The 22554-nt window shown below is 43.2% G+C and carries 13 protein-coding genes; 9 read left to right on the forward strand and 4 right to left on the reverse strand.

From position 1 onward, the window contains the following. Positions 1 to 340 precede the first annotated feature (340 nt). Positions 341 to 1756: an ATP-dependent DNA helicase gene (locus H8S65_RS17710; RefSeq protein ID WP_186931193.1), complete on the reverse strand. Its 1416-nt coding sequence runs from the start codon at positions 1754 to 1756 to the stop codon at positions 341 to 343. 93 nt (positions 1757 to 1849) lie between these two features. Here H8S65_RS17710 and H8S65_RS17715 point away from each other — a divergent pair, with 93 nt between their 5' ends. The 3 genes from H8S65_RS17715 to H8S65_RS17725 are packed head-to-tail and all read left to right on the forward strand — an operon-like array spanning position 1850 to position 3861. Then, positions 1850 to 2479 carry a hypothetical protein gene (locus H8S65_RS17715; protein WP_186931194.1) on the forward strand — a complete coding sequence of 210 codons (630 nt, stop codon included), beginning with the start codon at positions 1850 to 1852 and terminating at the stop codon, positions 2477 to 2479. Positions 2480 to 2488: 9 nt separating this feature from the next. Continuing rightward, entirely contained in the window at positions 2489 to 3316 is an 828-nt protein-coding gene (locus tag H8S65_RS17720) for a DUF3822 family protein (protein ID WP_186931195.1), read from the forward strand. Then, on the forward strand, positions 3304 to 3861 hold the full coding sequence (locus H8S65_RS17725; RefSeq protein ID WP_186931196.1) for an RsmD family RNA methyltransferase: 558 nt from the start codon (positions 3304 to 3306) through the stop codon (positions 3859 to 3861). The genes H8S65_RS17720 and H8S65_RS17725 overlap by 13 nt, the downstream gene beginning before the upstream one ends. On the opposite strand, the gene cls is transcribed toward H8S65_RS17725, so the two are convergent. After that, complete coding sequence (gene cls / locus H8S65_RS17730; RefSeq protein WP_186931197.1) at positions 3833 to 5278, reverse strand: cardiolipin synthase; 1446 nt, start codon at positions 5276 to 5278, stop codon at positions 3833 to 3835. The two genes, H8S65_RS17725 and cls, sit on opposite strands and share 29 nt — an antisense overlap. 155 nt (positions 5279 to 5433) lie before the next feature. Here cls and H8S65_RS17735 point away from each other — a divergent pair, with 155 nt between their 5' ends. Further along, positions 5434 to 6027 (forward strand): rhomboid family intramembrane serine protease, encoded by a 594-nt coding sequence (locus H8S65_RS17735; protein WP_186931198.1) that lies wholly within the window; start codon positions 5434 to 5436, stop codon positions 6025 to 6027. 1062 nt (positions 6028 to 7089) lie between these two features. On the opposite strand, the gene H8S65_RS17740 is transcribed toward H8S65_RS17735, so the two are convergent. Together H8S65_RS17740 and H8S65_RS17745 are read right to left on the reverse strand one after the other, a co-directional pair. Continuing rightward, entirely contained in the window at positions 7090 to 9906 is a 2817-nt protein-coding gene (locus tag H8S65_RS17740; protein WP_186931199.1) for an outer membrane beta-barrel protein, read from the reverse strand. A gap of 249 nt (positions 9907 to 10155) precedes the next feature. Continuing rightward, positions 10156 to 10710: an RNA polymerase sigma-70 factor gene (locus H8S65_RS17745; protein WP_186931200.1), complete on the reverse strand. Its 555-nt coding sequence runs from the start codon at positions 10708 to 10710 to the stop codon at positions 10156 to 10158. Positions 10711 to 11160: 450 nt separating this feature from the next. Between H8S65_RS17745 and H8S65_RS17750 the strand changes: the two genes are divergently transcribed. The 5 genes from H8S65_RS17750 to H8S65_RS17770 all read left to right on the forward strand — a co-directional run bounded on the left by H8S65_RS17750 (position 11161) and on the right by H8S65_RS17770 (position 22538). Next, a complete protein-coding gene (locus H8S65_RS17750) occupies positions 11161 to 12222 on the forward strand; it encodes a FecR family protein (RefSeq protein WP_186931201.1) in 1062 nt (353 codons plus the stop codon). Between the two features lie 280 nt (positions 12223 to 12502). After that, on the forward strand, positions 12503 to 15916 hold the full coding sequence (locus tag H8S65_RS17755) for a TonB-dependent receptor (RefSeq protein ID WP_186931202.1): 3414 nt from the start codon (positions 12503 to 12505) through the stop codon (positions 15914 to 15916). 12 nt (positions 15917 to 15928) lie between these two features. Beyond that, on the forward strand, positions 15929 to 17728 hold the full coding sequence (locus H8S65_RS17760) for a RagB/SusD family nutrient uptake outer membrane protein (protein ID WP_186931203.1): 1800 nt from the start codon (positions 15929 to 15931) through the stop codon (positions 17726 to 17728). Between the two features lie 30 nt (positions 17729 to 17758). Next, entirely contained in the window at positions 17759 to 20797 is a 3039-nt protein-coding gene (locus tag H8S65_RS17765) for a SusC/RagA family TonB-linked outer membrane protein (protein WP_186931204.1), read from the forward strand. A 4-nt stretch (positions 20798 to 20801) separates the two neighbouring features. Next, positions 20802 to 22538, forward strand: coding sequence for a RagB/SusD family nutrient uptake outer membrane protein (locus H8S65_RS17770; RefSeq protein ID WP_186931205.1), 1737 nt, complete (start codon positions 20802 to 20804; stop codon positions 22536 to 22538). Positions 22539 to 22554 lie beyond the last annotated feature (16 nt).

Consider the following 22554-nt stretch of genomic DNA (forward strand, 5'->3'; position numbering starts at 1 on the left):
AACGAAAATGGCAATTATTACTTATACAACTCGGAAAATTGCGGCATAGAAAAATACTATATCGGGAAAAGGAGGAAACGATATAAAAAGAGGATGTGTCGGTTTTGACACACCCTCAAAAGAAAGATATTTTATAATCAAATAATTCTAAAGTGTTTGGCCGTGTGCCGTGAAAACGGCAATTACCCTGCGACAGGTGAACAAGCGGTCAGATTTAATATTAATAATACTAAAGTATATTGAAATTAAAAGTTCAATGTAGCCTGTAGCCCTGTGAAGGACGAAAGCATACAGAAAACAAGCCCCGGAGGTGGAAACGCCTTTGGGGCTTCGTCGTATGTTACTCTTCGAACTCTTCCGGCAGATTCACCAGATAGAGCCGGTGGGTCGCGCGTGTAAAGGCGGTGTAAAGCCAACGGTAGAAATCTTCCCCAAGCATTTCTTCCGTGATATAGCCGATATCCAGAAAGACATTCATCCACTGTCCGCCCTGCGCCTTGTGGCAGGTGACGGCATAGGCGAATTTGACTTGCAGGACGTTGTAGTGAGGATCGGCTTTCATCTTTTTCATCTTTCCCGCCTTTGTCGGGACATCGTCGTAATCTTCGAGGATGGTATAGAAAAGCTTGTCATTAAGCTCTTTCGGCAATGCGGGGGCATCTGTCTGCAAAGTGTCGAGGAGGATCTTGACTTCCATTTCGAGATCGTAATCCTGGAAACGGACCGATACGTCGGCAAAGCGGAAACCGTAGAGTTCGTAAGTCCTTCGTACACGTAGCACCTGTATGATTTCGCCGTTTGCGATGAAGTCCATCTCCTTATTGCCGGCAGTCCAGAAATAGTTATTCTTGGCAACCATCAGCCGGTCGCCGGACGAAAGTTCTTCTTCCCGGTACAGGATGCGGTTGCGGATACCATTATTATATATGGTAGCCCGTTTGTTGGAACGCGAAATGATCATGGTTTCTTCGATCCCGTCCCGGCTGTAGGCCGAGGAGATCTCTTCGATCAGTTCGTCACCGTTTACCTTCCTGAAATCACTGAAGCCTTTCAGCCTTAGCTTGGGGAAAATCTCGACCGTCTCGTTTCGCAAGGCATCCCGGAGGCGGGTGGCATTGAACAGGATTCCGGAGTCTTCGCTTTGGCGGACAACCTGGGTCAGCGTGATCTCCTGTACTTGCAGATTATATCCCCGCAGTATTTCCGGGTTGAGGGCCGGGCTTTCGGTTTGCATGACGGGAGGAAGCTGTGCCACATCGCCCATCAGGATCAGGCGGCAGTTTTCGCCGGAATAGACATACTGGACCAGGTCGTCCAACAGACGTCCGGTTCCGAAAGCAAACGAGTCCAACCCTTCATTGGCTATCATGGAGGCTTCGTCTACAATGAAAAGCGTGTCTTTATGCAAGTTGTCGGCCGGATGGAAACCTGTCGGTTCGTTGGAAAAGGCTTTCTGGCGATATATCTTCTTGTGTATCGTAAACGCTTTCTGTTCGGCATAGCCGGAAAACACCTTTGCCGCCCGTCCGGTCGGGGCGAGCAGGATGCTTTTCTGTTTTAGTTCCGCCATCGTCTTCACCAAGGCTCCGACCAGCGAAGTTTTACCGGTTCCTGCATATCCTTTCAGCAGTAAAAGCGAATCCGGTTCTTCCGAAAGCAGGAAATCGGAGAGGACATTTAACGCCAAAACCTGGTCTTCGGTCGGATTATATGGGAAATTTTGCGTAATTTGGCGGCTTAAATAACTATTTATCATTTTGATTGCAATAATTTTCGCGATAAAGGTAGTGTATTAAATATTCTTTTTTAAATTTGCCGAACGAAATAAATTCAAAAAACAATATAAACCATGAAAGTTACATTAAAGATTTTGTTGGCTGTGGCTGTTTTACTGCTTGCGTATATGTGCTACAGAAGTATTATGGGTCCGATCGAATTTAAAGATGAGAAGGATCGTCGTGAAAACTTGATCAAAGCTCGTTTGATCGATATCCGTAAGGCTCAGATCGAGTACAAGAACATTCACAAGGTGCATGCAGCCAATTTTGATGAACTGAGTAAGTTTTTAAAAGATGAAAAGTTGCCGTTCCTTATCAAGGAAGGTGTCTTGACTGACGAACAGCTCGAAAAGGGTATGACAGAGAAAGAAGCCGTTAAGAAAGGTTTGATCAGACGTGACACTGTTTGGGTAACAGCTGTGGACACATTGTTCGGCAGTGGTTATAATGTAGACGATATGCGCAATGTACCGGGTGCAAGCGTGCAGTTCTCTATGGATACGGCTACTCTGACTTCCGGTTCCGGTTATACTGTAAAAGTATTCCAGTGCGGTGTTCTGTATGACGACTATCTGGGCGACTTGGACAAACAGTTGGTTTTCAACTTGAAGGATAAGGCCGAAAAGATGAACAAATATCCGGGTCTGCGCGTCGGTTCTATCGAAGAAATCAATAACAACGCAGGTAACTGGGAAGATTAATGATTGCCTATGGCTATTAACCTGTCTGATAAGTTAACAGCTGATCATTCGGAAAATTACATAATGTCCATCCGGCTCCGGTCGGGTGGACTTTCTTTTTCCGCATACAGTCCTTCGGTGAACGAGAGTTTCTTTTATAGAGACGTCGAATTCGACCGGACAAAACCTTATGTCTCTTCCCTGAAAGAATGTTTCTTTGAAAACGATTTCCTGACCTGGTTCTACAAACAGGTCAATGTGGTTTGTGTCACTCCCCAATATACGCTTGTGCCGTCAGCTGTTTTTCAGGAAAAACAGAAGGCGGAACTGCTGGCGTTCACATTTTCTTCTCCCGAAGGGCGATGCCTGAGCAATGAGCTGAAAGACGAACAGGCAGAACTGATATTCGGGGTGGATGAGGAAGTGTATGAGTTTTGTTCCCGTTCGCTGGTCAATCCCCGTTTTGTCCATCACGTCAGTCCGCTGCTTTCGTTGTGGAAGAAGCAGAGCCGTACGCGCTTGCCCCGCCAGTTGTATGTCGTGCTGCATCGGCGGAAGATGGATGTGGCATGCTATGCGCAGGGGAACCTGCTTTTCGTGAACTCGTTCGAGTATGAACATACGGACGATATTTTGTATTATATATTATATGTATGGAAACAGGCCGGGATGGATCAACAGAAAGACCAGTTGCGTCTTTTCGGCGATGTGGCCTTACGGAGTACTATTACGAATACGTTGCGGAATTATTTACAATACATCGATCCGTTGGAGATCCCTTCCGAAGCCTATCTGCTGGGGCCGGAGGTGTTGCAGGCTCCGCTGGATCTTATAGCTTTATCATTATGCGAATTATAAGTGGAATATACGGACGGCGCCGTTTTGATGTCCCGTCTACCTTCAGCGCCCGTCCGACGACGGACTTTGCGAAGGAAAATATCTTCAATGTGATCTCCAACCATATCGACCTTGAAGGGTTGGACGCGCTCGACCTCTTTGCCGGGACGGGAAGCATCTCTTTCGAATTGCTTTCACGCGAATGCCGGAGTGTGACGGCTGTCGAGAAGAATAATGCGCATGCTTCTTTTATCGCCAAAGTCGCTAAAGAGCTGAAAACGGATTCGCTGACGCTGATCCGCGGCGATGTCTTCCGTTATCTCCATTCGGCTCCGGCCCAGCGTTTCGATTTCATCTTTGCCGATCCTCCTTATGCCCTGAAAGAATTGCCCGAAGTGCCGAAGCTTGTCTTCGAACGCGACCTGTTGCGGGACGGCGGAATCTTCGTGATGGAACATCCGAAGACAAATGATTTCTCCGGGTTGCCCTATTTCTACCAGCACCGCGTCTACGGTTCGGTGAACTTTTCCATCTTTATTAAAGAAGGGGAGAAAACAGACGCATAAACGATTCGGCTATGCGCTGCTTGGCCGGACGCTTCAGCCAGCGTGACGGGACCAGCCTTTCGCAACTGTGCATGTCGTGCAGGAACACCTTCTTCATTTGTTGGGCAAACGAAGGCTGGTAGACAAACGCGTTGATCTCGAAATTATGCTCGAAGCTGCGGAAGTCCATATTGGCGGAACCGATGCAGGTCAGTTCGTCGTCCGCCACCATCAGTTTCGAGTGCAGGAATCCCGGTTTATAGAAATAGACCTTGACGCCAGCCTTTACCATTTCATCGATGAAAGAGTGGGTCGCCATGTTTGCCGTACGCGTGTCCGAACGCTTAGGGAGCATCAGCCGCACGTCTACGCCTCCCAAAGCCGCTATCTGCAAAGCCTGGTTCAGTCCTTCGGTCGGAAGGAAATAAGGAGTCTGGATAAATACATATTTCTTGGCGTTGGCAACCGTGAAGATGGCCGCTTGCAGGAGCGTACGCCATTGTCCGACAGGCCCGCTGGTGCAGATCTGCATGATATTATCGTCGGAATAGACCGGAAGCGGCGGATAATAAATCTTGTCGTTCAGGAGTTTCTTGCTGACCACATACCAGTCAATCAGGAAAGCCGCCTGCAAACCGTGCACACCCTTTCCGGTAATCTTGAAATGCGTGTCCCGCCATGTGCCCCAACTGGTCCCTTTCGTGTAGCGGTCTGCAATGTTCATGCCGCCCATAAAACCGACTTTGCCGTCTATGACAACGATCTTCCGGTGGTTCCGGTAGTTTACCTTGCTGGTGAAGACCGGGAACGCCACTTTCAGGAAAGCATTGACTTCGATGCCGGCATCCGACATTTCCTTGAAGAACTTGTCTTTCACGTTCCAGCAGCCCACGTCGTCGTAAAGGACACGGACTTCGACACCTTCTTTGGCTTTCTCGATCAACAGTTCTTTAACCTTGTTCCCGATTTCGTCATCGCAGAAGATATAATATTGGATATGGATATGGTGGGTTGCCTTGGCAATCTCTTCCAACAGGTCGTGAAACTTGTCTGCCCCGTTCGTGTAGATCGTGATGTCGCTTCCGTAGAGCAGGGACGACTGGTTGCTGTTTGTCAACAGCGTGACCAATGGCTGGTAGGGGGCGGGAACGGAACAGGTATCTTGCGGTAGCTTTCCCGCCTGCGGACGTTTCATGATGCGCTTGTAGGTGCGCCGGGAGATGATCCGTTGCTTCCGGTTATCCTGCCCGAAGAAGAAATAGAACAGGAGCCCGATACCGGGAGCAAGTAACAGCACGATCACCCAGGGGATAGTTTTCAATGGATTCCGGTTCTCCGTGATGATAACCAGCACCAATCCGAGAATGGTGACGCAGTATAATATGATGAATATTATACCCACTATCCATTGTATATGTATGTGTATGAGTGCCAGCATTCCGGATGTTTTTATGTCTGTCAGTATGTTGTAATTTGTAAAGATAGGAAGCTAAAACGGAAATAGCAAATGCAAAAGCTTTGTTTTTGTAAACCATATAAGGGAAACATTGTTCAATCTTTACTACATTTGACACCATTAATATAGAATAGACTATGATTACTTATGTTATTATCGGGATCACGGTTATCGTGTCCTATATCTGTTTCGGCAACCATGAGTTGTTCCGTAAGTTGGCATTCATACCGTACCGCACGGTTCATAACCGGGAATGGTATCGGTTGATCACGCATGGTTTCGTACATGCCGACATGACGCACCTGCTTGTGAATATGTTTACTTTCTGGTCGTTCGGGACGTATATGGAGAGTGCTTTCGGCTATTTAGGGCTCGGTACGGGCGGCTATCTGGGATTGTATTTTGGCGGGATGGTTGCCGCTTCCCTTTATGATCTGATCCGCCGGCGCAATGATCCTTATTATGTATCGATAGGCGCTTCGGGAGCTGTATCGGCCGTCTTGTTTACTTCCATCTTTCTGGACCCGTGGGGAAAGATTCTGTTTTTTGCCGTACTGCCGATTCCGGGGATTATCTTTGGCGTGATCTACCTGGCCTATTGCCAGTATATGGCGAAAAAGGCGGGGGATAATGTCAATCATAACGCCCACTTCTACGGAGCGCTTTACGGTTTGATTTACCCGGCTATATTGGAGCCTTCGCTGATAAAGGCGTTCTTGGCTCATTTCTAAGAAGATTTGAACCACAAATAATGATTTATCAGTGAGCTAACAGACAAAGCTGCGCCTTATGCCGCAGGCTCTCTTTTGCCGTCTGCTTCAGCAGACGGTTTAAAAGGCCTGGAGGCTAAGCCTCTTCCCTTGTGGGCTTTAGCCCCTTTATGGATTATATTTAAAGGGGTTAAAACCCACATAGGAACCGGCAAAGCCGGAACAATCATCTATCCGTCTGCTGAAGCAGACGGCAAAAGAGAGCCTACGGCACGCCATCCATATTATACACCGGTAAATCATCATTTCTGATTCAAATCTGCTAAAAGATGAGTCTGATAGACGCAAATATAATTTTGACGCGGATTTCGCGAATAACGCGGATAAGAAATATGTATCAGGTGTTTAATTCGCGTTATCCGCGAAATCCGCGTCAAGAAATCCTGTTTATTTATTTTAATCTGCGTCTATCAGACTCAAACCTCGTATGTGAAGTTGTTCCTATAGATGCCTGTCGCTTCCCGAAAAGGTCGGCATCGGTTGCCGGATAGATGCCTACCTTTTTCCTGCTACCCTATAGGCTTTTCCCGGACAGGCTAAAGGCTGTATTTTTTAGCCTATAACCTGTATTTTATGGGACAGGAACCAATCAGATCCCTTATATGACAAAACTAAAAAACAGGGTTTACGGCGGTAAAAGGCTAATAGCCAGCGATTTGTTGTGAAGGCTGTGAAACCGGTTTACGATCATCCAATCCTATCGATCGATCCCGCCTTTTTTTATCCTGCATTCACAGGGTTCACAGCAACATGCTGATCTACAGAGTTTTCCGGATAGTGTGAACCCTAATTAAATAAAACAACCAGGGGGTATTTAGAGGATAATCTAAGAAGATTCGAACATTTATCTGTTACTTTGGCTTGGTCCAAAAGTAACCAAAAGATCAAGGCTTAACCGTCCGGTCTACTCCGGGCAAAGCCTGCGCTGTCGCCTGCGAAATTCGCTTCGCTCAGACAGCGCAGGCTTCTGCCGCTACACCCTATGCTTTCTCTCCATTAAAGGCCGGATGAGTCATAAAATCATCAGAATCTTCCACCCGGAGGCGGACCCATCGGGCCACCATGTCTCGGTCCTCTTCCGCCCGGTCCCTGCACGTCGTTCATGCTGGCTCCTCCTTTAAAGATACTGAAGCGGTAGATGAAATGTACCATGAAGTAGCTACCCAATGTGTTGTATTCGGAATCCTGCGTATAGCTCGCGGTTACGCTGCGGGAGATATTGCTGCGCTGTTTCAGGATATCGTATATCTTGAAACGGAGCGTCGCCTGGTTCCCTTTCAGGAAAGATTTGGAAGCAGAGGCGTTCCACAACACTTCGTTCTGTTTGAAACCGTCTGAATAGCCGGAGTTTGTCGACCAGTTGATGTCGCTTTCCACCTTGAAATCGAGCGGGAGATAGATCGTAGTCGTTCCGCCCACACCGTAGTTGAAAGCATTCAGTTCGCTTTGTCCCTGGAGTGAGTTCTGCGTCCCGTTATAACGGATGTTGCCGTTCAGTCCGAGGTCCAGATAGTCGGAACGGAAATCGATACCGGCACGTTCCATCAGAACCAGATTCTTGTTCGTGTTCTTCTCGTCATTGATAAAACCGTTGTTGTTGGCGTATGAGGCCATTGTCATGGAGTTGATCGAGAATTTACGGTTTTTGAGCGGCGTGTTGAACAGGACGCGGATGTTCCCGTTGTAGTTCCCGTTTACGTTGTCGTAGGTCGTCATCTTCTTACCGGTATTGCCGACATAGACCGATTTGTTGACGATATCGTTAATTTTATAGTCGAAATTCAACATCACCATCAGGGCCGTTTGTTTGTCCGGCACGAATTTCTGGAAACGGACGAACAAGTCGTTCGTGTAAGTCGGCTTCAAGTCCGGATTACCCATTGTCGTATTCAGCGGATCGGAGATGTCGGCCACGGGTTGCAGTTGCGTCATGCTGGGCTGGCTGGTACGTCCGCGATAGTTGATGCGGAGGTTTGTCCGCTTGTCGAATTTATAGTTGAAGCGGACCATCGGTGACAGGTTCACCACGTTACGCGACAGTTTGGAGAGAACCGTGTCGCCTACGAAGTTCTCGCTCGTACTGTGAGACGGGTCTACCGTCAGACCGACCGTGTAATCATATTTCGCCCGGACAGCTTTGAAGGCGAGGCTGACCTGCTGGTTGATGAAGTTATTGCGGTAGCTCTTGCTGTAAGCCGTGTCCAACACATTGTAATCTTCGCTTCCCTCTTCACGGGTGTAAGAGTTTTTCAGAGATTCCTGCTTGTTTTGCCGGATGCTGTAGGTCGCCTGGATGAAGTTGTTGTGGCCGATCGGTTCTACCCAGGATAGATAAGCCCGGTAGTTGAACCCTTTGTTGTCGTAACGGAAACGCTGGTCCACCAGTTCGTTGTCCATCCCGTCTGCCATCATCAGATATTCGGTGTTCGAATAGTTCAAGCCTTTATTGTAAGAGTCGCTAAGCCCACCTGATAAAGATCCGCTGAAAACACGCCCTTCGCTGTTCAGCTTGCGGCTGAATTCAAGGCGGGCGTTGAGGTTGTACCCGCTTCCGTCGGAGAGGTAGTCGGATTCACCGATATTGACCGTGTCGCGGTTTCCGCTCAGCGTATTGAAAGTGCTCCCTTCGCGGCTATGGCTGTCGCTATAGCTGAAACTCGGACGGAAGATGATCTGGGTGAGCGAGTCCGGTTTCCATTCCATGCGGAGGTCGGCTGCCACATTGTCGCTGCGCGTGTTGCTGTTGTTGTTCTCGTTGTAGAAAGAGGTGCTGTCGCCCGGCAGGATATTCTGCCGGTTGCTCTTGCTGATCGCATCGTTGTCGGAATGAGAATAACGGAGGTTACCCCCGACCGTCAACTTCGGATTAAACTCCTTGCTGAAGTTCAGGCCGATGTTGCCGGATGTCGTGATCCCGTTGCCGGCCCCTCCGCCCCGGCGTCCACGCGGTCCGCCCATCCCTGAGAACATGCTGGAGGCAAGGTCCGAGAACCCCATATTATTCGTATTGTTAATGCCTCCCATCAAGGTCAGCTGGTCGTTGTTGATGAAACGGTTTACCATAAAGTTCCCTTCGTACCGGTCTTCGCTACCGTAACCGGCAAAAGCATTTCCGAACCAGCCCTGCTTCATGCCGGGCTTGACGGTCAGGTTGATGACGGTTTCCTCATCCCCGTCGTCGAATCCGGTCATCTTGGCCATATCGCTCAGTTTGTCTAACACTTGTACTTTGTCGATCATTTTCGACGGCAGGTTCTTGGAGGCCACTTTCGGGTCGTCGGAGAAGAACTCTTTTCCGTCGATCAGCACCTTTTTGATCTCTTTCCCGTTGACCGTGATTTTCCCTTCGCTGTCCACTTCCACGCCCGGCATCTTTTTCAACAAATCTTCCAGCATGGAACCTTCCGTGGTTTTATAGGAATCGGCATTGTACTCCATCGTATCGTTGCGCACTGTTACTTCCGGCGCTTTCCCGATCACGACAGCTTCGCCCAGCAGGATCGCCCCGTCGGCAAGTGCGAGTTTGCCTAACTTGACCGGATTGGTCTTCCCTGTAACACGCAGGGGCTGGTAGAGCGGATCGAATCCGACAAACGACACGTGCAGCAAATAGCTGCCGTTCTTGATATTCTTGAGAATGAAACTTCCGTTGCGCGATGTGGCGACACCTCCGATCATGGAGCTGTCTTTGACGCTTAGCAAACGGACCGTTGCCTGTTCGATCGGTTCATTGGTCCCCTCCTCGATCACCGTTCCGGTGATGTCTACGCCTTTCTGTGCATACGCAGGCATAGTCAACAGAATTAAAAACAGAATAAAAAAATACCTTCCCGATTTCATAACTTTTGTTTTATCTTATCTGATATTAAGTACGAAAAGATAGACGCGGAAGTTATCCGTAAGTTTAATAAGGTTTGGTTTGATTTTGATTTATTAACGAATATATTTCCTCTGACAGATTGATGCTGTTCACGTTTTCTTGCTGTCTATATGAGGCGTTAAAATATTACCTGCCATAGTATTTCCGTTTTACTATGGTTATTAATCGTAATTTAGATGCTATGGTAGTTACATTTTGTCAATGTGCTTTTAGCCCAGGATATTTATCAGAAGCGGCAGATAATCTTTCAATTTGAGGCGGAGTATCTTAAGTGCCTGCGATATCCTGTACTCGACGGTTTTTACCGATATTCCGAGTTTTTCGGCAATCTGCACGTTCGTCTTTTCCCCGAATCGGCTCAGTGTAAATGTCTCCCGGTAAGTTTCAGGCAGGTTCTCGATCGCTTTCTGTATGTTTTCCGTCAGTTCATTCACGAAATAGTAGTCCGGATCTTCAAACTGGTCTTTTATCTTCTCATATATCTGGCTATGGATACGTTCGTGATACTGGTTTTTCCTGATCGCATTGAGGCAACGGTGCTTGGTGGAGATAAACAGATAAGATTTCAAAGACGTCTCGATCACAAGATTTTCCCGTGTCTCCCAAAGAAAAAGCATCAACTCCTGCACAAGCTCTTCTGAATCATCATCGGAAATATACTGGGACGCATATTCGCAAAGGGGGGAGTAATACTTGATAAACAGTTGTTTGTAAGCATTCTTGTCTCCTTGTTGCAATAGTATTATCAGGTTATTTTCATCCATATCCCTTAGTTTTGTTATTTGAAAAATAGCGTGGGAAATGTTTTTGACTTATTAGGAACCCGAGGCTCTGGTATGCCCAATCCCCCATAATAAGTCTGAACATCCCACGCCTATAAGGGCGCAGGCATTCAGGTTATTATTTGGGAGATGAGAAATTTACCAGATTTCGAGTTCCAAAATAATATCTAAACGCTTCTACGTTGTTTTCGATTTCTTTGTACAAAAGTAAGGATAAATGAATTAAAACGCTAATGTAGGGTCGAATCTTTTCGTATGTTTTTTCTGTTTAAAAAAGGAAAAGTTGCTTTATTCGTTTATAAAGCATGTTAAAATTCAGAATTAGAAGAACCACAGGAAAATGCATGATGAGAATTGTTTAAATAAAAAATTTGATATAATTCAGCAAAACCGTTTAGGGTGTATCTTCTTAAGATTTGTCATATATATAGAATGGAATCAGAAAATACATATATGATAGTCAATGGACCGGATAGTTCTATTATTTTGAGATACATCCGGAATACTGCTTCTAAAGAGGAGAAAGCACAAGTCGGTGTTTGGTTGAAAGAAGATCCGGAGCACGAAAAAGTGTTGTTGCAGATTGCTCGTATTTACTATGCTAACCGGACGCATGAACGGATTGCTTCGCGTGATTGGTTACAGGGATATCGGGAAGTTGAAAAAAAAATAAATAATAGGGGGAAAAAATTGTGGCTTTATAGGATTTCAGCCATAGCAGTATGCTTTATTGGTGTTTTGGCAATCTCGACTATCATTTCGTTTTTTTTGCGGGAATCTTCAACTGTCGTTCCGCAGCAGGTAACGGTTTATGCGAATAAAGGTGTGCGGACTTGTCTGGATCTGCCTGATGGTTCTGTTGTCCATTTGAATTCAGGGAGTACACTTTCTTATCCATTGATATATGATAAAAAAGAAAGGCGGGTCATATTATCAGGGGAAGCTTATTTTTCTGTAAAACATGATCCGGATCATCCTTTTGTTGTCCGCGTGTCGGGTGATAGGATGAGTGTGAAAGTTCTTGGTACTGAATTTAATGTTCAGGCCTATGAAGGAGAGAATATCATACAAACGACGTTAGTGGAAGGAACGGTTAACATTGAAACGAAAGATCTGGACGGAATGTCAAATGAAATAAGTTTATCTCCGTCTGAAAAAGCCACTTATGATTTGTCTAATAATGTATTAGACGTTGTGAAAGTTGATGTTATGAATGAGATAGCTTGGAAAGAGGGATGTTTGGTTTTTAAAGAGACACCTTTGCCTGAGGTCTTGAAACATTTGGCTAACTTTTATAATGCAGATTTTAAGATACAAGATTCTATATTGAATTCGTATCACTTTACCGGGACTTTTAAAAATCGGGAACTACCCCAAGTTTTGGATTATCTGCGGATATCTTCTCGTATTGATTATATAATCAAACGAATGGAAACTGATGATAGTTCATCCGAGCAACGGGAGTTGGTTCTGCTTCGAAAGAGAAAAAAATAGATATGGATGTTCAACCTAAATTTAATGCTTATGAGATAAATTGTAAAAACTAATTACGAAAGTGAAGGAACTGGCAAGTAGACCTGAATGTTTTTTTGTCTAATAATTAATAGCCTGTCTGTATAGGCTGAGTTTTAATCTTAAATCAATAATTACAAATATGGTTAAAAATAACGTTGGCCGGTTTGATAAGATATCTTATCAAATACCTGATTTCACGAAATCAGGTATTTACCGAGTATTCAATTTTGTTTTTTTACTTCTAATTATCTCTGTCGAAATGGCATATTCTTCAAATTATTATGCCGGAAATACAGTGCTATCCATTCGTGCTGAAAAAAAGAGTATAGCAGAAGTGTTAGATGTTATAGAAAATAAATCGAATTTCCACTTTTTCTATAATAGTAAGCTGATAAATGTAGATCGTAAAGTAACACTTACGATAGACAATAAAGATATCTTTACGATATTGGATGTTTTGTTTAAGAATAGCAATATCGCATATGAAGTCGTTGATAAGGATATTATTTTGACTGCAGTGGCTTCTCCTCAAAAGGCTGTAGTGCAGCAGGTAAAAAAGAAAGTGACAGGTGTGATTAAGGATCAAACAGGAGAGCCTGTGATTGGAGCAAATGTTATTCTTAAAGGAGAAAATACAACAGGTACAATTACCGATGTTAATGGTAAGTATAGTTTGGAAGTCCCTCAAAATGCAATTTTAGTCATTTCTTATATCGGATATTCTTCAGTAGAGATTCCCGTAAAAAACAAGTCTGTAATTAATGTGACATTAGAGGAAGATTCACAGACTTTGGAAGAGGTCGTGGTGGTAGGTTATGGTGTACAGAGAAAAGAAAGTGTGGTTGCATCCATCTCTCAGGCTACAGAGGATGAGTTGAAACGAACCGGTAACTCTGGAAATTTGACCGAAGCTTTGACCGGACAACTTCCTGGTTTAGTGACGATGACTTCTTCAGGTGAACCTGGTGGTATTACTACGGGTGACAGTTCTACTAATATGTATATCCGTGGGCAGAATACATGGAATGGGGGGGCGCCTCTTATCCTTGTCGATGGAGTCGAGCGGAGTATGAACAATTTGGACGTAAACGAAGTGGCGAGTGTGTCTATTTTGAAAGATGCATCTGCCACAGCTGTTTTTGGTGTAAAAGGGGCTAATGGCGTAGTCTTGATAACAACTAAGAGAGGCGAATTAGGAAAGACTCAGCTAAACTTCAATTATACAGCTACGGGAACCATGTTGTCGAAACAACCGGATAAATTGGATTCTTACGACGCGATGATGGCTAAAAATGAGATCATTGAGCGCGAAGTTGTTTTGAACGAACCATCTTGGGATGCCTATATGCCGTATGAAATCGTACAACGTTATCGTGGTCCGCGCCCCAAAGAATATGAAATGATCTATCCTAATGTAGACTGGGAAAAAGAAATGTATAAAACGATGGGGTTCTCGCACCGTGCCACTTTGAGTGCTCGGGGAGGTAATAAAAATGTCAAGTATTATGGTCTGGTCTCTTATCTACATGAAGGGGATATGTTTAATAGGATAGACAATGGAAAAGGCTATGATCCGAACTATAATTTTGATCGTTTCAACTTCCGTAGCAATATTGATTTCAATTTGACGAAAACTACCAAATTGTCGGTTGACTTTTCAGGATTCTATTCGCAGAAGAATACCAACTTCAATAATGAAGGCAGTACGAGCCGGGCGGATCAATGGATTTGGTCTGCAACCTATTTTCTTGCTCCGAACCTATTTGTTCCTTATTATGACGATGGTTATTGGGGAGCTTATCAAGAAGGTGGGAACAATACGGTCAATCCGTTGGCGGTTATTCATAATCTCGGTATCCGTCAGACGAAGAGGACTCAGTTGAATTCTAATTTTACGATTGAACAAAATCTTGACTTTATCACCAAGGGATTGTCTTTCAAAGCGTCTCTTTTTTATGATAATGAAATACGGAGTGAAGGCGGCATTTATGATATTCAAAATGCAGTTAGGCCGGGAGAAGAGAGTACCAATGTGAGGTATAGACAGATCTATCCAAAATTGTATGAAGGACCGGATCAGGATCCTTCCGAATATATGGTGTATCTGCCGGTCAGCACGAGTGACTACGATTGGATTATTCGTCCGTGGACAATTCGTAATGAAGAAGTGAAAGCTGCAAACTGGGATTCCAATATTCCGGTAAAGCGTCGTTCCATGTACCAGTTTCAGTTGAACTATGCTCGTCGGTTCGATCTTCACAATGTCAGCGCGATGGCGATCATGAAGCGTGAAGAATATGCGTATGGCAATATGTTCAAAAACTATCGGGAAGATTGGGTCGGACGTATCACGTATGATTATGATTCTCGTTATTTGCTTGAATTGAATGGTGCTTATAACGGATCGGAAAAATTCGGACCTGGCTATCGCTTCGATTTCTTTCCTTCGTTTGCTGTGGGCTGGTATGTGACAAACGAGAAATTTTGGAAGATAAAATGGATTGATCGGTTGAAACTTAGATATAGTAAAGGTTGGGTTGGTGACGATAACGGCGGTGGGCGTTGGATGTATGCGTCTCAGATGGCCTATGGTTCAACTGCCCGTTTGAACAATGCTTCTAATGGTTCAAGTCCTTATACGATGTATAGGGAGTCGATGGTTGGTAACCCAGATATACATTGGGAAAAAGCAGTAAAAGACAATTACGGATTTGAAATCGGCTTTTTCAAAAGCCAGTTAGGTTTGTCGGTTGACTATTTTACAGAAAAAAGGACGGATATCCTTATTGGAGGTAGTAGCCGCTCCGTTCCGGTCTTCTTCGGTACGACTCCACCCAGTGCGAATCTCGGAAAGGTCAATTCGAAAGGGGTTGAGGTTGAACTTAGTTTGAATAAGAAAATCAATAAGAACTGGGATATATGGTCTAAACTGGCGATTACCCATAACCAAAATGAGGTGATATTCAAAGATGACCCCCCCTTACAATTCAAACATTTGAAAGCAGCCGGTTATCGGATTGGGCAAGCAAGGAGCCTTGTCGCTACCGGATTTTATAACAATTGGGATGAGGTTTATGCCAGTGTCCCGACCGAAACAAACGATTTGAGCAAATTGCCGGGATATTATAATTTATTGGATTATACGGCTGACGGTATTATTAAAAGCTCAGAGGATAATGTTCCGATCGGCTATTCGGAAGTACCGCAGAACACAGCTACACTCACGATTGGTGCAAGCTATAAAGGCTTCAGCATTATGTGCCAGTTTTATGGTGTAAACAATGCGACTCGTATCATATCTTTTAATAATTTCAGAAACGATACGGATATCGTGTTCGGTCATGTAAGGGATTATTGGTCTAAAGATAATCAGAATGCCTCCTCTTTCCTACCAAGATGGAAAACTTCCGGTGAGAATATCGGAGATTATTTTGTGTATGACGCCTCTTTCTTACGCTTCAAGACACTCGAATTAGGATATTCATTTGATAAACAAAATTGGGTGAAAAAGATGGGTATTGAAAATATGCGAGTCTTTCTGAACGGAAACAACCTGTTCTTTTGGTCTGATTTGCCAGATGACAGAGAGACGACTTATAGTGGCGGATCGGCTACAGACGGTGCATACCCGACGTTGAAACGCTTTAATCTTGGTATTGATATAACTTTCTAATAAGGAACGAATATGAAAAAAATTAATTATATCATAAGTGTTTGCTTGGTGTTGTTATTGGGCATTGGTTTAGTCTCATGTGAAGATTATTTGGATAAATCTCCGGAATCTGATATTACCGAAAGGGATGTGTTTGGTAATTTCAATAGTTTTCAGGGTTTTATAGAACAGATGTATAATTGTATTCAAGATCCGGATAAGGGAGGGGCTTGGAACCGTTGTTTGTTTGCGGATGAAACATTAGGTGCGTCTCCATATCCGTTTGATCAAGGAAATTACTGGAGTAATGAAACGTATTTTTTCGGACACGCAGCCTCTCCGACAAGTGGGAACCCTCGTGACAAACGAATTTGGGAAAACGCTTGGTATGCAATTCGTGTGGCAAACTTGGCTCTCGCCAAATTGGATGAAGAAGGTTTGTTTTCTGGAACAGATGAAGAAAGGAAACATTTGAAAGGACAGGCTTTATTTTTCAGAGGTTGGTTTTATTTTGAAATTTGCCGTTTTTGGGGTGGAATGCCCTATATTACTAAAGTGATCGATCCGGTGGAAGATATGTTTGCGGAAGAGTATAATCGATTGAACTTTAAGGAAGCGGCTCTTAAAATGGTTGAAGACTTTCGTGCGGCAGCCGATCTGTTGCCACATCATTGGGATCTTTCAGAACCTGGACAGGCGACAAAAGGACATAACCGTGATAGAATCAACAAATTCCATGCGCTTGGCTATTTAGGGAAGGCCTATTTGTTTGCGGCAAGCCCGATGGTTAACGAGGAAGCTACCGGAAACAGTTCTTTTGACCCTGAATTGTGTGCAAAAGCTGCGCAAGCATTTGGTGAATTGCTTCAGTTGGCCGATGAAACAGGTATTTATAAGATGCAGTCATGGAACAACTGGACCGATTGTTTCTGGAGATGGAGTTATGAACGTCCGGGCGGAACGGAATGTATTATGATGCCTACGATTTATGACCGAAGCCGTGTCCGTTGGTCCACAACAGGAGGCATGGTTCCTTCTTCGATTGGTTTGAATAGCGGTTCGAGCGCTGATGTGCCGACTCATAATTATATCAAAAATTATGCGATGGCAAACGGTCTTCCGATCGATGATCCGGAATCTGGCTATAATCCGAGCGATCCGTGGAGCAACCGTGAACCTCGGTTTTATAAAGATATTCTTTATGACGGATGCCAAATTTGGAATCAAGAAGGATCTGATAAATATGCTCAACTATATAACGGTGGCCGTCATCGTAATGGAATCAATCCGGCCAGTTCTACAGGTTATTACTATTTAAGATATGCACCTTTAGGAAAGGATTTTACCACGTCTAAAGCGGATCAGTTGCAATCTTATAAACCCTATTTAAGATTGGCAGATATTTACCTGATGTATGCGGAGGCTGTTAACTTCAGTTCCAATGGGGGACCGACAGCAACGGCATCCAATTATTCGATGAAAGCTGTCGATGCATTGAACGTGGTTCGTAATCGAGCACAGTTACCTGATCTTGCAGATAATTATTATAGAAATAAAGATGTTTTCTTTGAAGAGATCGTTCGTGAACGGGCGGTGGAACTTGCTTTTGAAGGACAACGTTTTGATGATTTACGTCGTTGGAATCGCAATTATGATCCTCGCTATTTGGAAAAGACAGCGATTGATTTCGATCGTGGTGAGGATGGAAAACCGATTAATGTAAGAGAGCGTGTTGTGATCAAGCGTGCTGTTAGCAAGAAACATAATTGGTTGCCGATTCAAACCAAATATACGACACAATATTCAGGATTCCCACAGAATCCAGGATGGTAGAATTTTTATAATCCTAAAAATTTATACTATATGAATAAGAATATAATATATTCCATTATAGCATTGTTTATTTGGAATTTATTTCCAAATGGACTTTGGGCGCAAAATCAAAGCTTGACAACAATTCAATCTAAAATAGTAGATGAGTCGGGTAAGCCTTTAGCGAATGTGAATGTCTATAGTGATAATAGACAGGCTCGGACCAGAGAAGATGGTACTTTTACGTTGAAAGTCAATAATGATTCAAGAATAACAATCGAAGCTGATGGTTATCAAAATAGAGTTCTTGTAGTCAGTGAAATAGAAGAAGAAACTCAATTGGTGCAGTCTTCTCTATATTATGATGATGAAGATTTAGTGAATTTGCCTTTCCGTAGTGTGAAAAAAGGAGATGTAGTTGGGGCGGCGAATAGCCTTGACGTAAGTGATATCAGTTCGTACGATAATTCGATTTGGTTGAATGGTATTTTGAGTGGTCGGACATTAGGAATGTTGGGCTCCAATAATATTCGCGGGCTTGGCGTGAGTTTAGATATCGGGTCGCTCATAGGTACGCAAACCGGGACTGCGATGGTTGTGGTAGATGGAATGCCTCGTGATATCAATGGAGTTCGTCTTTCAGACATTGAAAGTATAACGGTTTTACGTGATGTCAACTCGGCTGTTTTATATGGCACGGCTGCAATGAACGGTGTGGTTCTTATTACTACCAAACGCGGTGAGGCTTATAAAAGAACTGCTGATTTTTCTGTGAATTATGGTGTTTCGTTTCCTCGTTCGGCTTCCATGCCAGAATATTTAGGTTCTGCCGAATATATGGAATATTATAATCAAGCAAGAATCAATGACGGTTTTGCTCCTACCTATTCGGATGAAATGATTAATAACTATCGGAATGGAAACAAGTACCGCTATCCGAGTATTGATTATTATTCTAATGAATATTTGAAATCATCAAGAAATTCGGTGGATTTGAATGCCCAATTTTCAGGAGGAGATGAAAGGTTGAAATATTTGGCTGATTTGGCATGGAATTCTCAGGGAAGTATTTTGAATTTTGGTGAAGGAAGGAATGCACGGTCTAATAATTTTAATGTGAGGGCTAATATCGATCTGAAAATCAATAATTGGTTGAATACGGCTGTCGATGTAACGGGACTATTTTACAATTCAAAAGGTCCTCGCGGTAATTTTTGGGGAAATTCTTCGACTGTTCGTCCATTTGAATTTTCACCGCTTTTGCCGATCAGCATGATTGATCCTGAAAATAAATTGTTACAAGGGCGAAAGAATGATGTCGATGGGAAGTATCTGATTGGTGGTAATAGCAATTATGTAACAAATGGCATAGCTGACGGTTATGCAGCAGGTATAAATAATTCGGTATGGCGTACATTTAGTTTCAATAATCGTTTGAATGTAGATTTGGGAATGATTACAAAGGGATTGTCATTTCATACTAATGTGAGTTTTGATTATTTCTTGCAATATAACCAAGCTACGCCGAAAGAATATTCCGTTTATGAACCAGTGTGGGACGATAATGACCAGATTATAAGTCTTAAACAACATGGAAAAGATTCTAATCCGGGAACGCAAAATGTGGAAGGACGCTATTTTAGAAGACGAATGGCTTTTTATGGCTTGTTGAGTTATGATCGCACGTTTGAGGGTCTTCATCACGTGACGGGATCTTTGCTTGGTTACGGAACTACATTTAAAGATAATGATGGAGCTAATGATGATTTTCAAGGTGTGAAATCTTCTCATATAGGTTTTCAGTTGGGATATATCTATGACCGGAAATATATGGTTGACTTTAGTAGCGCATTAGTTAATTCTGTAAAATTGCCTAAATCGAATAAAGTAGGTTTTTCTCCTTCTCTCGCTTTAGCTTGGGTTGTTAGCAACGAAGATTTCTTCAATAAACCTGATTTTTTGGATTATTTGAAATTGAAAGCATCGACAGGTATTCTTAAATCGGATATTCCGGTAGGAGGTTTCTTCTATTATGATGACCGATACACTACCTCCGGTAGTTACAACTGGTACGAAGGAGGGAAAAGCCGTTCAGGTGTGATTTCGAGTTGGCCATCTAATCCGAATCTGACTTTTGCGACACGTAAAGAAATTAGTGCAGGATTTCAAGCTTTGTTATTTAAGTCATTAGGGGTTGAAGCCAATTACTTTTATGATATTTATGATGGTTTGGTGATTCGTCCTTCTTCTGCATATCCGAGTTTCTACTCAAACTTTGTTCCGTATGAAAATTTTGAGAAAGATTCATACAAAGGTATTGAAGTAGGGATTAACTTCAATAAGAAGTTCGGTGATTGGAGCTTTTATGCAGGTTTGAATTTTCTGTATTCTGTATCAAAACGGCTGAAAGTAAATGAAATATATGCAAATGATTATCAATATCGGAAAGGGCATGGGAAAGATGCCACATTCGGCTTGGAAGCACTTGGTTTCTTTGAATCTCAAGAAGAAATTGATAAGAGTCCTTTCCAGACATACGGAGTGGTGAAACCGGGTGATCTTAAATATAAAGACCAAAACGGAGATAATGTGATCGACTCAAGAGACGAAGTCTTTTTGCGTAACTGGCAAGCTCCGTGGTCTGAAGGATTGGAAGTAAGGATAGGCTATAAAAATTTCACATTATCTCTGATAGGTGAAGGACAACAGGGGGCTAAAAACTTTAGAGAAAGTTCTTACTATTGGATGGATGGGAACGATAAATATTCTGTTATAGCAAGAGATTGCTGGACTCCTGAAACAAAAAATACGGCCAAATACCCGCGTTTAAGTTCCGAGGCAAATAGCAACAACTTACGCCGTTCTTCATTTTGGTTGTATGATAACAGTTACTTTAATATGAGACGTGTTCAGTTGAATTATAATATTCCAATGAATATCACGGCCTTTTTATTAATGAAAGATTTGGATGTATCGTTGGATGCCACTGATTTGTTCCAGATTGCTCCCAATTTGGAAGAACGTAGTTTGCGTATAGGGGCTGAACCTTATTATCGTACATTTTCAGTAACATTGAAAGCTAAATTTTAATAAGATGAAGAAGATAAAGTTATATTTAGTATATTTCATGTCTGCTTTAACTTTAGGTGGATGTGAATGGGGATTGAACCCTGAAAACGACAATCATAGTGTGTTCGATCGGGTATATGGTGATCCTGCTTATGCCGAAGGCTTATTGATTACGGCTTATACACTTCTACCTACAAATAGCTATCGCTTTGATGAAGCTGCCACTGATGATGCTGTTACAAATAATCTGACGAATGATTATCTGTATATGGCTAAAGGTATGTGGACTGCTCAATACAATCCGCAAAATTTGTGGGATAATTGCAATCGGGGGATTTTGTATATCAACCAGTTCTTGGATGTCATAGATGAGGTCGCTTGGAAACCTAAAGATCCTGAGCAGAATAGCTTGTTCATTAGACGGCTCAAGGGTGAATCGTTTGCGTTGCGTGGCATTTTGAAATATTATTTGCTTCGTAATCATGCCGGCCCTGTTTCCGGACAGATGTTGGGAATTCCTATTTATGACATATTTGTTGAAACTTCCGATTTTGCCAAACCTCGTGCTTCGTTTGCTGAATCTGTACAAAGTGTATATGATGATTTTGAAATGGCATTGTCTTTATTGCCAATGGATTATGGTAATAAGAATGATGTACCAAATGGATTCGAAGAAGTGAAAGAGGTCGATTCTTATAATTACGTAATGGGCGATGTTGTTCAGCAACGTATCAGCGGACGTATTGTCAAAGCTTTTAAAGCACGGTTGGCTTTGTTAGAGGCAAGTCCTGCATTTAACGTAAACAATGATGTGGCATTGTGGGAAAAAGCTGCGAATATGAATGGTGAATTACTTGATTTGGCTAATTTTGACCCGAAAGGAAATTTGTTTTATCTGAAAGGGCAAATCGATGCTGGAAACATTACGGCAAATGATAAGTTGGATAATAAGGAAATTGTATGGAGACGTCCGATTTCTTCTTCGCGAAACATGGAAGTCGATAATTTTCCACCATCTTTGTATGGCAATGGACGGATGAATCCTACGCAAAATTTGGTGGATGCATTTCCTATGGAAAATGGGTATCCGATTACGGATCCGAGATCGGATTTTGATCCGGATAAACCTTATGCAAATCGAGACCCGCGGCTTGGCCTTTACATTATATATGATGGCAGCACCTATAAGAGTAAAAAAATAAATACAGGTGTCAATTCCGGAGATAATGGATTGAATGCAAAAGTGAACTCGACGAGAACCGGTTATTATATGAAAAAACTTTTGAGGGAAGATGCAAACCCGAATCCGGCCTCAGCATCGGACCAACAGCACATAATTGTACATATTCGTCAAACAGAATTGTTCTTGAATTATGCAGAGGCTGCGAATGAAGCTTGGGGGCCAACGTCCGCTTCTGGTAACGGATTTTCTGCGAAAGATGTAATAGCTGCTGTTCGTGAACGCGCTGGAATTGTACAACCGGATATGTATCTTGAGTCAATAACGACAAAGGAAAAGATGAGGGAACTTATTAGGAACGAGCGTCGTCTTGAATTGTGCTTCGAAGGTTTTAGATTTTGGGATATACGCCGTTGGAATTTGGATCTTACGGAGGCGGCTAAAGGTGTACGTATCGAAAATGGGCAATATAATTATTTTACAGTTGAGGATCGAGTTTTTGATAATAGTTATATGCATTATGGACCGATACCGTATAATGAGGTGCTCAAATATAATCTTGAACAAAATTCAGGTTGGTGATAATATGATTGTTGAT

It is taken from the genome of Parabacteroides hominis, assembly GCF_014287585.1.
GTDB classification, from domain to species: domain Bacteria; phylum Bacteroidota; class Bacteroidia; order Bacteroidales; family Tannerellaceae; genus Parabacteroides; species Parabacteroides hominis.

Coding starts and splice junctions, on each gene's coding strand:
- H8S65_RS17710 (WP_186931193.1), bottom strand. CDS start 1,756: ATGATAAATAGTTATTTAAGCCGCCAAATTACGCAAAATTTCCCATAT.
- H8S65_RS17715 (WP_186931194.1), top strand. CDS start 1,850: ATGAAAGTTACATTAAAGATTTTGTTGGCTGTGGCTGTTTTACTGCTT.
- H8S65_RS17720 (WP_186931195.1), top strand. CDS start 2,489: ATGGCTATTAACCTGTCTGATAAGTTAACAGCTGATCATTCGGAAAAT.
- H8S65_RS17725 (WP_186931196.1), top strand. CDS start 3,304: ATGCGAATTATAAGTGGAATATACGGACGGCGCCGTTTTGATGTCCCG.
- cls (WP_186931197.1), bottom strand. CDS start 5,278: ATGCTGGCACTCATACACATACATATACAATGGATAGTGGGTATAATA.
- H8S65_RS17735 (WP_186931198.1), top strand. CDS start 5,434: ATGATTACTTATGTTATTATCGGGATCACGGTTATCGTGTCCTATATC.
- H8S65_RS17740 (WP_186931199.1), bottom strand. CDS start 9,906: ATGAAATCGGGAAGGTATTTTTTTATTCTGTTTTTAATTCTGTTGACT.
- H8S65_RS17745 (WP_186931200.1), bottom strand. CDS start 10,710: ATGGATGAAAATAACCTGATAATACTATTGCAACAAGGAGACAAGAAT.
- H8S65_RS17750 (WP_186931201.1), top strand. CDS start 11,161: ATGGAATCAGAAAATACATATATGATAGTCAATGGACCGGATAGTTCT.
- H8S65_RS17755 (WP_186931202.1), top strand. CDS start 12,503: ATGGCATATTCTTCAAATTATTATGCCGGAAATACAGTGCTATCCATT.
- H8S65_RS17760 (WP_186931203.1), top strand. CDS start 15,929: ATGAAAAAAATTAATTATATCATAAGTGTTTGCTTGGTGTTGTTATTG.
- H8S65_RS17765 (WP_186931204.1), top strand. CDS start 17,759: ATGAATAAGAATATAATATATTCCATTATAGCATTGTTTATTTGGAAT.
- H8S65_RS17770 (WP_186931205.1), top strand. CDS start 20,802: ATGAAGAAGATAAAGTTATATTTAGTATATTTCATGTCTGCTTTAACT.